Annotated in this window: 7 protein-coding genes; 5 read left to right on the top strand and 2 right to left on the bottom strand. The window is 66.8% G+C overall.

What is annotated here, in order from left to right:
* Nucleotides 1-80: 80 nt before the first annotated feature.
* Nucleotides 81-1046 (top strand): magnesium/cobalt transporter CorA, encoded by a 966-nt coding sequence (gene corA, locus BM252_RS11580; RefSeq protein WP_093387611.1) that lies wholly within the window; start codon nucleotides 81-83, stop codon nucleotides 1044-1046.
* A 143-nt stretch (nucleotides 1047-1189) separates the two neighbouring features.
* Nucleotides 1190-2749: a DUF3369 domain-containing protein gene (locus BM252_RS11575; protein ID WP_174900501.1), complete on the top strand. Its 1560-nt coding sequence runs from the start codon at nucleotides 1190-1192 to the stop codon at nucleotides 2747-2749.
* Here BM252_RS11575 and BM252_RS11570 read toward each other — a convergent pair.
* Nucleotides 2746-4377 carry an NAD(P)/FAD-dependent oxidoreductase gene (locus BM252_RS11570; protein ID WP_093387607.1) on the bottom strand — a complete coding sequence of 544 codons (1632 nt, stop codon included), beginning with the start codon at nucleotides 4375-4377 and terminating at the stop codon, nucleotides 2746-2748. The genes BM252_RS11575 and BM252_RS11570 overlap by 4 nt on opposite strands.
* A 556-nt stretch (nucleotides 4378-4933) precedes the next feature.
* Here BM252_RS11570 and BM252_RS11565 point away from each other — a divergent pair.
* Nucleotides 4934-7816 (top strand): TonB-dependent receptor plug domain-containing protein, encoded by a 2883-nt coding sequence (locus tag BM252_RS11565; protein ID WP_093387606.1) that lies wholly within the window; start codon nucleotides 4934-4936, stop codon nucleotides 7814-7816.
* Nucleotides 7817-7935: 119 nt separating this feature from the next.
* Here the strand turns inward: BM252_RS11565 and BM252_RS11560 are convergent, their stop codons facing one another.
* A complete protein-coding gene (locus tag BM252_RS11560; protein WP_093387604.1) occupies nucleotides 7936-8661 on the bottom strand; it encodes a 16S rRNA (uracil(1498)-N(3))-methyltransferase in 726 nt (241 codons plus the stop codon).
* Between the two features lie 155 nt (nucleotides 8662-8816).
* On the opposite strand from BM252_RS11560, the gene tkt reads away from it, so the two are divergent.
* Nucleotides 8817-10814: a transketolase gene (tkt, locus tag BM252_RS11555; RefSeq protein WP_093387602.1), complete on the top strand. Its 1998-nt coding sequence runs from the start codon at nucleotides 8817-8819 to the stop codon at nucleotides 10812-10814.
* A gap of 41 nt (nucleotides 10815-10855) precedes the next feature.
* Complete coding sequence (gene gap, locus BM252_RS11550; protein ID WP_093387601.1) at nucleotides 10856-11866, top strand: type I glyceraldehyde-3-phosphate dehydrogenase; 1011 nt, start codon at nucleotides 10856-10858, stop codon at nucleotides 11864-11866.
* The last annotated feature ends 18 nt before the right edge of the window (nucleotides 11867-11884 follow it).

The raw sequence follows: 11884 nt of genomic DNA, 5'->3' as shown, positions 1-11884 counted from the left end.
GCGGCGCCCACCGGGGCCGCGCTTTAGAGTAAGCTCTTGGCTGACCCCAGCCAGGGGCTTTTCTTTTTTTTGGATTGCGTATGTTGATTAATTGTGTCGCCTACCACGATGGGCAAAAGCTGGCCGACATCCCGGTCGAGGACATCAGCGACTACATCCTGCGGCCGGACTGCTTCGTCTGGGTCGCGCTGCGCGAGGCCGAGCCGGCCGAGCTGTCGGTGATGCAGGAGGAGTTCGGCCTGCACGAGCTGGCCGTCGAGGACGCGCGCCGCGGCCACCAGCGGCCCAAGATCGAGGAGTACGGCGACTCGCTGTTCGTCGTCGTCAAGACGGTCGAGCTGAAGGACGACGAACTGCTGGTGGGCGAGGTCGACATCTTCGTCGGCAACAACTACGTGCTGTCGGCGCGCAACAACTGCTCGCAGGGCTTCCTCGGCGTGCGCGCCCGCGCCGAGCACGAGCCGCACCTGCTGCGCCAAGGGCCGGCCTTCGTGCTGTACGCCCTGATGGACGCCGTGGTCGACCGCTACTTCCCGGTGGTCGACGCGCTCGAGGGCGAGCTCGAGCAGATCGAGGAGCGCATCTTCATCCACGGCTCGCAGCGCGACAACATCGAGCGGCTCTACGCGCTCAAGCGCAAGGTGATGACACTGCGCCACGCCGTCGCGCCGCTGCTCGACGCCGTCGGCAAGCTGCACGGCGGCCGCGTGCCGGCGCTGTGCCTCGACACCCAGGAATACTTCCGCGACGTGCACGACCACCTGCACCGCATCAACGGCACCATCGACGCCATCCGCGACACCATCAGCACGGCGATCCAGGTCAACCTGTCGATGGTGGCGATCGACGAGAGCGAAGTCAACAAGCGGCTCGCCGCTTGGGCGGCGATCTTCGCCATCTGCACCGCCTTCGCCGGCGTGTGGGGCATGAATTTCAAGTTCATGCCCGAGCTGGAGTGGCACTACGGCTATCCGATGGCGGTGGCGGTGATGGTCTCGGTGTGCTGCTACCTGTTCTACCGCTTCAAGCGCTCGGGCTGGTTGTAGCGGCCGCGCAAGGCCGGCGCGGCGCCTCCGCCGGGCACTCATCGGGCACTCATCGGGCAATGTTAATTGCCGCCGAAAACGAAAGGCCGCGTCCACTTGGAGGTACAATCGAGCATACCGGACGGCTGCCGACGGAGGATGCGATGAACGACGAGATGTTGTTTGAGGACGAGGACGAGGACCAGGGCCGGGACTCGGCGGCGGCGGCCGGCGCGGCGCCGGCGCCGTGGCAGGTGTTGATCGTCGACGACGAGCCGTCGGTGCACCAGGTGACCCAGCTGGTGATGGCCGACTTCAGCTTCGACGGCCGCCGCGTCCACTTCACCGACTGCTACTCGGCCGCCGAGGCGCGCGCCGTGCTGGCGCGGCCCAACCAGTTCGCCCTGATCCTGCTCGACGTGGTGATGGAGAGCGAGCACGCCGGCCTCGACCTGGTGCGCCATATCCGCGAGGAGCTGCGCAACAGCAACGTGCGCATCGTGCTGCGCACCGGCCAGCCGGGCCAGGCGCCGCAGGAATACGTGATCCGCAGCTACGACATCAACGACTACCGCGAGAAGACCGAGCTGACCCACGGCAAGCTGAGCACGGTGTTCTATTCCGCGCTGCGCGCCTACCGCGACCTGATACGCCTCGAGCGCGCCCGCAACGGCCTGCGCCGCTCGATCGACGCCATCACCCAGGTGGGCGACTCGCACAACCTGCGCAGCTTCTGCTCGGCGGTGCTGGAGCAGGCCAGCGTGCTGCTGGGGCGCGACGGCGAGGGCATCTGCGCCAGCCGCGTCAACGCCTTCGCCGCCGCCCGCATGGACGGCGGCCTGAAGGTGCTGGCGGTGACCCCGGCCTACGCCGACTGCCGCGCCGAGCAGCGCCTCGACGAGCTGCCGCCGGCGGTGCGCGAGGCCTTCGCCCGCTGCATGCGCGAGCGCTGCAACCACCATGGCGAGTTGTACTACGTGTGCTACCACCGCACCCGCGACGACAGCGAGAGCTTCCTCTACATGGCCTTCGCCGAGCCGATCGGCGTCGAGGAGCACGAGCTGCTGGCGGCCTTCTCGGCCAACGTCGCCATCACCTACGAGAAGCTGCTGCAGCGCGAGGACAGCGCCGCCACCCAGGACGCCACCCTGGCCATCCTCGGCGAGGCGCTGGAGCGGCGTGCCGCCGGCGAGGGCCGGCACGTCCAGCGGGTCGGCCTGATCGCCGCGCTGCTGGCCGGCGCCGCCGGCATGAGCCCGGCCGAGGCCGAGCAGCTCAGGCTGGCCGCGCCGCTGCACGACTGCGGCCACGCCGGCGTGCCGGACGCCGTGCTGCACCAGCCGGGGCCGCTGTCGGCGGCGCAGTGGCTGGTGATGCGCGGCCATTGCGAGACCGGCCGCGCCATGTTGGCGCGCTCGGCGCGCCCGCTGTTGCAGCTGGCCGCCAGCATCGCCCACGAGCACCACGAGCGCTGGGACGGCGGCGGCTATCCGCGCGGCCTGGCCGGGCAGGAGATCAGCCTGGCCGGGCGCATCGTCGCGCTGGCCGACTGCCTCGACGCCATGCTCTGCGCGCGGCCCTACCGCCCGGCGGCAACCCTGGAACAGGCGCTGGCCCAGGTGCGCGCCGACAGCGGCACGCGCTTCGCGCCCGACCTGGCGGCGCTGCTGCTGCAGCAGGAGCCCGCGCTGCGCGAGCTCTACCGCCGCCTGCCGCCCGACTAGGCGGCGGCCATCGACAGCGCCACCGCCTCGGCCACCTTGATGCCGTCGACGCCGGCCGAGAGGATGCCGCCGGCGTAGCCGGCGCCCTCGCCGGCCGGGAACAGGCCGCGCGTGTTCAGGCTTTGCAGGGTGTCGTCGCGCCGCTTGATGCGGATCGGCGAGGAGGTGCGCGTCTCCAGCCCGGTGAGCACGGCGTCGGCCTTGAAATAGCCCTTGATCTGCTTGTCGAAGGCGGGGAAGGCCTCGCGCAGCGCCGTCACGGCGTATTCGGGCAGCGCCAGCGCCAGGTCGGTCAGGTGCACGCCCGGCTTGTACGAGGGCACCACGGCGCCGAACGCGGTCGAGGCGCGGCCGGCGACGAAGTCGCCCATCAGCTGGCCCGGCGCGCTGTAGTCGCCGCCGCCCAGCTCGAAGGCCTTCTCCTCCAGCCGGCGCTGCAGCTCGATGCCGGCCAGCGGGTGGCCGGGGAAGTCCTGCTCGGGGGTGATGCCGACCACGATGGCGCTGTTGGCGTTGCGCTCGTTGCGCGAATACTGGCTCATGCCGTTGGTGACCACCCGGCCCGGCTCGGAGGCCGCCGCCACCACCGTGCCGCCCGGGCACATGCAGAAGCTGTAGACGGCGCGCCCGTTGGAGGCGTGGTGCACCAGCTTGTAGTCGGCCGCGCCGAGGATCGGGTGGCCGGCGCTGGGGCCGAAGCGGCAGGCGTCGATCAGCGACTGCGGGTGTTCGACGCGGAAGCCGATCGAGAACGGCTTGGCCTCGATGTAGACGCCGCGCTCGTAGAGCATCTCGAAGGTGTCGCGCGCGCTGTGGCCGATCGCCAGCACGACGTGGCGGGTGGCGATTTTCTCGCCGCCCTCGAGCGTCAGGCCGCGCACCTGGCCGCCGTCGGCGCCGGGTTCGATGTCGATGTCGACCACCTTGCTGCCGAAGCGGTACTCGCCGCCCATCGCCTCGATGTTGGCGCGCATCTGCTCGACCATCTTGACCAGGCGGAAGGTGCCGATGTGCGGCTTGCTGACGTACATGATCTCCGCCGGCGCGCCGGCCTTGACGAACTCGGTGAGCACCTTGCGGCCGTAGTGCTTGGGGTCCTTGATCTGGCTGTACAGCTTGCCGTCGGAGAAGGTGCCGGCGCCGCCCTCGCCGAACTGCACGTTCGACTCGGGGTTGAGCTCGCGCTTGCGCCAGAAGCCGAAGGTGTCGACGGTGCGCTCGCGCACCTCCTTGCCGCGCTCGAGGATGATCGGGCGCAGGCCCATCTGCGCCAGCACCAGCGCGGCGAACAGGCCGCAGGGGCCGCTGCCGACCACCACCGGGCGTTCGTTGTGGTCGTGGCCGGCCAACTGCTCGCCCTTGGCGACGAACTTGTAGCCGGTGTCGGGCGAGGCCATCAGGTGGCTGTCGTGCGCCAGCCGCGCCAACACGCCGGCCTGGTCCTTGACCTCGACGTCGAGCGAGTAGATCAGCACGATGGCGCTGCGCTTGCGCGCGTCGTAGCTGCGCTTGAAGACGCTGAAGCCGAGCAGCTCGGCGGCGGGGATCTGCAGGCGCGCCAGGATGGCGGCGGGCAGCTCGGCCTCGCTGTGGTCGAGGGGGAGTTTTACTTCGTTGAGTCGCAACATGGTGGTCGATCCGAAAAATTGCCGGGCTCCGTAGTTAGCGGAGAGTCTGTGCGCGCGCCGGCGGCCGCGACCGTGGGCGCGCGTCGATCCGCTATTTTACCCGCATCGCCGGGCGCCGCCATCCCCGGCCGGCGCGGCGGCGCTGCCGGCAACTTGCTTTACGCAAGTGTTGTAAATTGGGGAATGTTGAAATAATTGGCTGATTTTTTACGTAACATTGCCATGCATCATAGTTATACTTGAACGGGCTCGTCAAAGGGTTCGCGGACGGGGCCTTGCCGCCGTGGCGGCAAGGCCCCGCGTCATTCGGATGTCACAATCGCGGATGTTGCATTTCACACACTGTTGTTTATTGGATGAATTGACATCCTTCATTTATTGACAAGCATCAACGTAAGATGGTCTGATACATCGCGTTACACGGATCGGTGAAGTATTTCCGCCAGCCACCCACAAGGTGGGGCGGTCGGCAGCTCGCCGTATCAAAAGACTCAAGAACTATACTTCGTGCCTGACTTTGAGCGGCTGGCAACAGTATTTACATATCGGAGAACACATGCACCAACGTACCAAAATCGCCGTCGCAGTGGCCCTGGCCCTGAATTCGATCGCGGCTTTCGCGCAACAAGCCGACGCGCCGCAGCGCGTCGAGATCACCGGTTCGCGCATTCGCGCGGTCGACACCGAGACCGCCCAGCCGATCCTGAAAATTTCCCAGGCGCAAATCCAAGCCGCCGGCCTGATCACCGTCGGCGACATCCTGAACCAGATGACCTCGGCCGGCGGCGATCCGGCGTTCAGCAAGGGTTCCTCGCTGAGCTCGAACCGCGAAACCGGCGGCCAGTACGCCGACATGCGCAACCTCGGCTCGCAGCGCCTGCTGGTGCTGGTCAACGGCAAGCGTTGGACCCAGTCGGTTGACGGCTTCACCGACATGTCGACCATTCCGACCTCGATGATCGATCGCCTGGAGGTGCTGAAGGACGGCGCCTCGGCCATCTACGGCTCGGACGCCATCGCCGGCGTGATCAACGTGATCCTGAAGAAAAGCATGGAAGGCGGCAACCTGAGCATCTACGCCGGCAAGAACGAGAAGGGCGACGGCCAGGCGAAGGACTTCTCGCTGACCTACGGCGCCGGCAACGACAAGGCCTCGCTGATGTTCGGCCTGACCCACAGCTTGACCGATCCGGTGTGGGCCAAGGAACGCGAGATCACCCGCTTCTCCAAGGGGCCCGACCACTATAAATCCGGCCTGGGCACCAGCCCTTGGGGCCGCATCAGGCAGGTCGGCGCCGACGGCTCGGCGAGCGGCTTCAACCAGATCCTGAACCACACCGGCACCTATGACGGTGTCGGCGTCGGCGCCGACTCGCGCAACCCGGCCAGCTACCACCCGTACACCGGCGCCGAGCAGGACGCCTTCAACTCGGCCAGCCAGATGATGTACATCATGCCGAACAAGTTGACCTCGATCTTCACCAAGGGCACGATCCAGTTGCCGATGGACATGCGCTTCACCACCACCGCGATGTACGCCAAGCGCGACTCGTCGCGCCAGGTGGCCGGCTATCCGCTGAGCAGCGGCACCCAGGCCACCTATCCGGTGTATCTGGACAAGGACAGCTACTTCAACCCCTACGGCAACCAGGTGGCCGGCGCCGGCAAGGGCCAGGACCTGTTCTTCTACCGCCGCACCGTTGACGTGCCGCGCGTCAGCGACAATAGCAACCAGACGCTGCACATCGACGCCACCCTCGAAGGCGAGCTGAACCTGCGCGGCCTGCCGTGGAACTGGAGCGTCGGCTACAACCACAGCGCCATCAACGGCACCAACGTCAACACCGGCAACCTGAACCTGCCGAACCTGAAGAAGGCCGTCGGCCCGTCGTTCCGTAATCCGGCCGGCGTGATCCAGTGCGGCACCGCGGCGAGCCCGATCCCGCTGGCCGAGTGCACCCCGTTCGACATCGTCGGCGGCCCGTCCGCCGCCACCCCGGCCGCCTTGAACTATGTCATGTCGACCGGCCAGGCGACCTACGGCAGCACCGTCAACAGCGCCACCGCCGACCTGAGCGGCGAGCTGTTCACGCTGCCGGCCGGCGCCCTCGGCGTCGCCGGCGGTATCGAGCGGCGCGAAGTGCGCGGCTACGACCGTCTGGGCCAGTTCGAGCAGTCCGGTCTGTCGACCGACCTGGCCGGCCTGTCGACCAGCGGCGGCTACACCGTCAAAGAGGCTTACCTGGAAGCCAACATCCCGCTGCTGAAGGGTGTGCCGTTCGCCGAGCTGCTGAGCGTCGACTTCGCCAGCCGCTATTCCGACTACAGCAACTTCGGCACCACCACCAACAACAAAGCCAGCTTCATGTGGAAGCCGGTGAAGGACATGTTGGTGCGCGGCACCATCGCCGAGGGCTTCCGCGCCCCGACCGTGGGCGACACCTTCGGTGGCGGCTCGCAATCGTATGACGATTACGCCGACCCTTGCGACAGCAAAGACGGCGACGCCGCCTCCAGCCCTGCCACCGCGGCCCGTTGCGCCGCCGCCGGCGTGCCAGCGACCTACCGCCAGCTGAACCAGGCCGGCCAGCCGGTCGGTTCGGGCGGCGGCCAGTCGACCGTGCCGTTCATGAGCGGCGCCGGCAATGCCGACCTGAAGCCAGAGACCGCGCTGACCCGCACCCTCGGCTTCGTCTACAACCCGTCCTTCGTGCCCGGCCTGACCATCGGCCTCGACTGGTTCTACATCAAGATCAGCAACCGCATCAACGCGGTCGAGTCGACCTACACGGCCAACCAGTGCTACGTCAGCGGCGTGCAATCGTTCTGCGACAAGATCAAGCGTGATCCGGTCTCGGGCATGATCACCAGCCTGTCGCACGGCAACGCCAACATGGGTCAGCTGTCGACCGAGGGCGCCGACCTGGCCCTGAGCTATCGTCTGCCGAAGAACGCCTACGGCCAGTTCAACCTGCGTTCGGAGTCGACCTACGTCGCCTCCTTCAAGGAGAAGTCCACCGACGACGCGGATTGGATCGGCTACGCCGGCGAGTTCGCCAACAACCGTCTGAAATCGAGCTTGAGCCTGGATTGGTCCTTGGGTAACTGGGCGGCCACCTTCACCACCCGCTACTACAGCGCCTTGCGTGGACACTGCTTCAGCGCCACCGTGGAGTGCAGCAACCCAGGCGCCAAGGCTAGCTGGGGCACCAACTACAACAAGGTCAAGGCCACCACCTACAGCGATTTGAACGTCAGCTACAAGACGTCGTGGAAGGGCCAGATCATGGTTGGCGCCAACAACCTGTTCAACAAGAAGCCGGTCATCAACTATGACGCCGGTTCGGGTGTCGACAGCGGCCCGTCGTCGTCGTCGTCGGTAGATCCTAACCTGCCGATCGATCGTTTCTTCTACGCTCGCTACAACCAGTCGTTCTAATCGCCAAGGGCCCGCGAGGGCCTGAACGGAACGCGTAAAAAAACCCGCCGGATGCGAATCCGGCGGGTTTTTTCTTGTCCGCGGCGGTCGCCGTGGCGCCGCCGCGGTTTGGCCCCGGCCTAGCCCTGGCCCCAGCAGGCCGCCAGCGTGGCCAGCGCGGCCAGGCCGGCCGTCTCGGTGCGCAGGATGCGCGGCCCCATGCCCAGCGCCAGCGCGCCGTGGGCCAGCGCGGCGTTCTCCTCGTCCTCGCTCAGGCCGCCCTCCGGGCCGATCACCAGCGTCACCGCCTGCGGCCCCTGGTGGCGCGCCCAGTCGGCCAACGATTGCGTGCCGCGCGGCGACAGGAGGATGCGCTTGTGCATGTCCTGCTGGGTGATCCACTGCTTGTAGTCCTGCAGCTGGCCCAGCTGGGCCAGGCGGTTGCGCCCGCTCTGCTCCGAGGCCGCGACGATGATGCCCTGCCAGTGCGCCAGCCGCTTCTCGGCGCGCTCGGCCGACAGGCGCACCACGCAGCGCTGCGCCGCCAGCGGCACGATGCCGGAGGCGCCCAGCTCGACCGCCTTCTCGACGATCCAGTCCATCTTGGCCGCCTCCGGCAGCGCCTGCGCCAGCGTCACGGCGAAGGGCAGTTCGACCTCGCGCGGGTGGTGCGCCTTGACCTCTGCGCTGACGCTGCGTTTGGCGATGTTGTCCAAGGTTGCGCTGTATTCGCCGCCGTCGCCGTTGAACAGCGTGACGATCTGGCCCGGCGCCAGGCGCAGCACCTGGACGTGGTGGGCCACCGCCTCGGGCAGGGTGACGATGGCGCCGACGGCGAGCGGCGCGGGGCAGTAGAAACGGGGCATGCGGGTATCCTGATGTCTGGTGGGCACTACTTTTGCAGCGCAATTTTAATTGGTGGACACTTGGTCTGGTAAAATACTTAGTTCAGCAAGCAGGAAGTTTGCGTGAGCAGGACCTGCGTTGCCCCCAGTTTCCATACTTTCGTGATTGACCAACGATGAACTCTACGCTCCCGACCACCAAAATGGCTAACGCGATCCGCGCGCTGGCAATGGACGCCGTCCAGAAGGCCAATTCCGGCCACCCAGGCATGCCGATGGGCATGGCCGAGATCGCCGTCGCCCTGTGGAGCGGCCACTACAGCCACAACCCGGCCAATCCGAAGTGGATCAACCGCGACCGCTTCCTGCTCTCCAACGGCCACGGCTCGATGCTGCACTACGCGCTGCTGCACCTGTCCGGCTACGCCGTGACGATGGACGACATCAAGGCCTTCCGCCAGATGCATTCGAAGACCCCGGGCCACCCGGAAGTGGACGTCACGCCGGGCGTGGAAACCACCACCGGCCCGCTGGGCCAGGGCATCGCCAACGCCGTCGGCATGGCGCTGTCGGAATACCTGCTGGCCAGCCAGTTCAACAAGCCGGGCTTCGACATCGTCGACCACCACACCTACGCCTTCGTCGGCGACGGCTGCCTGATGGAAGGCATTTCGCACGAGGTGTGCGCGCTGGCCGGCACCCTGGGCCTGAAAAAACTGATCGCCCTGTACGACGACAACGGTATTTCGATCGACGGCAAGGTCGAGGGCTGGTTCACCGACGACACGCCGAAGCGCTTCGAAGCCTACGGCTGGAACGTGATCCGCGCCGTCGACGGCCACGACGTGGCCGCCGTCTCGGCCGCCATCGCCGCCGCCAAGACGGCCGACAAGCCGACCCTGATCTGCTGCAAGACCATCATCGGCAAGGGTTCGCCGAATCTGCAGGGCGGCGACAAGGTGCACGGCGCCGCGCTGGGCGACAAGGAAATCGCCGCCGTGCGCGAATACATCGGCTGGGACGCGGCACCGTTCGAGATGCCCGCCGACGTCTACGCCGCGTGGGACGCGAAGGCCGCCGGCGCCAAGCGCGAAGGCGACTGGTCGACGCTGTTCGCCGCGTATAGCGCGCAGTTCCCGGCCGAAGCGGCCGAGTTGAGCCGCCGCATGCTGGGCGAGCTGCCCGCCTCCTTCGACGCCACGCTGGCCGCCGCCGTCGCCGCCTGCGTCGAGAAGAAGGAAAACATCGCCACCCGCAAGGCCAGCCAGAACGCCATCCAGGCGCTGGCGCCGTCGCTGCCCGAGTTCCTCGGCGGCTCGGCCGACCTGACCGGCTCCAACCTGACCAACTGGAAGGAGTGCGTCGCCCTGCGTTCCGGCCAGCCCGGCAACCACGTCAACTACGGCGTGCGCGAGTTCGGCATGAGCGCGATCATGAACGGCGTCACCCTGCACGGCGGCTTCATCCCCTTCGGCGCCACCTTCCTCACCTTCTCCGACTACAGCCGCAACGCGCTGCGCATGGCCGCGCTGATGAAGCTGCGCTCGATCTTCGTGTTCACCCACGACTCGATCGGCCTGGGCGAGGACGGCCCGACCCACCAGTCGGTCGAGCACATCTCGTCGATGCGCCTGATCCCCCACCTGGACAACTGGCGCCCGTGCGACACGGTCGAGTCGGCCGTGTCCTGGGGCGCGGCGGTCAAGCGCAAGGACGGCCCGTCGACCCTGATCTTCTCGCGCCAGAACCTGCCCTACCAGGAGCGCACTGCCCAGCAGATCGCCGACATCGCCCGTGGCGGCTACGTGCTGCAGGACGCCGCCGACGCCAAGGCGATCCTGATCGCCACCGGTTCCGAGGTTGAGCTGGCCGTCGCCGCCGCCGCCGCGCTGGCCGCCGAAGGCATCGCCGTGCGCGTGGTGTCGATGCCGTCGACCGACGTGTACGACCGCCAGGACGCCGCCTACCAGGCCGGCGTGTTGAGCAAAGGCTTGCCGCGCGTCGCCATCGAAGCCGGCGTGAGCGCTTTCTGGTACAAGTATGTCGGTCTGGAAGGCGCCGTGGTCGGTATCGACACCTTCGGCGAATCCGCCCCGGCGGGTGTGCTGTTCAAGCACTTCGGCTTCACGGTGGACAACGTCGTGGCCAAGGTCAAGTCTGTGCTGCTTGCGTAATTTTTATTGCTGGGTACCTTTTTTTTAATCAGGAGCAAAGTATGACGATCAAAGTTGCAATCAACGGTTATGGCCGCATCGGCCGCAATGTGCTGCGCGCTTTCTACGAAGGCGGTAAGAAGCAAGACATCCAGATCGTGGCCATCAACGACCTGGGCGACGCCAAGTCGAACGCCCACCTGACCCGCTACGATACGGCGCACGGCAAGTTCCCCGGCACCGTCACGGTCGAAGGCGACAACATGATCGTGAACGGCGACACCATCCGCGTGTTCGCGCAGCGCAACCCGGCCGAAATCCCATGGGGCGAGCTGGGCGTCGACGTCGTGCTGGAATGCACCGGCTTCTTCACCACCAAGGAAAAGGCCTCGGCCCACCTGAAGGGCGGCGCCAAGAAAGTCATCATCTCCGCCCCGGGCGGCAAGGATGTCGACGCCACCGTCGTCTACGGCGTCAACCACGACGTGCTGAAGGCCTCGGACACCGTCATCTCGAACGCCTCCTGCACCACCAACTGCCTGGCCCCGCTGGTCAAGCCGCTGAACGATGCGATCGGCGTGGAAACCGGCCTGATGACCACCGTGCACGCCTACACCAACGACCAGGTGCTGTCCGACGTGATGCATGAAGACATGCGCCGCGCCCGTTCGGCCACCATGAGCATGATCCCGACCAAGACCGGCGCCGCCGCCGCGGTCGGCTTGGTGCTGCCCGAGCTGAACGGCAAACTGGACGGCTTCGCCATCCGCGTGCCGACCATCAACGTGTCGCTGGTCGACCTGACCTTCATCGCCAAGCGCGACACCACCGTCGACGAAGTCAACGCGCTGATGAAGGCCGCCTCCGAAGGCGCGTTGAAGGAAGTGCTGACCTACCAGACCGAACCGCTGGTGTCGATCGACTTCAACCACAACCCGGCCTCGTCGAACTTCGATTCGACGCTGACCAAGGTATCGGGCCGTCTGGTCAAGGTATCGTCGTGGTACGACAACGAGTGGGGTTTCTCGAACCGCATGCTGGACACCACCGTGGCCCTGATGAGCGCCAAGTAATTGCGCCGCCCCCACCGG

The organism is Rugamonas rubra (assembly GCF_900114705.1).
Taxonomy (GTDB): domain Bacteria; phylum Pseudomonadota; class Gammaproteobacteria; order Burkholderiales; family Burkholderiaceae_D; genus Rugamonas; species Rugamonas rubra.
The sequence above is the reverse complement of the archived record's forward strand: the minus strand, read 5'-3'. Positions and strand labels throughout refer to the sequence as shown.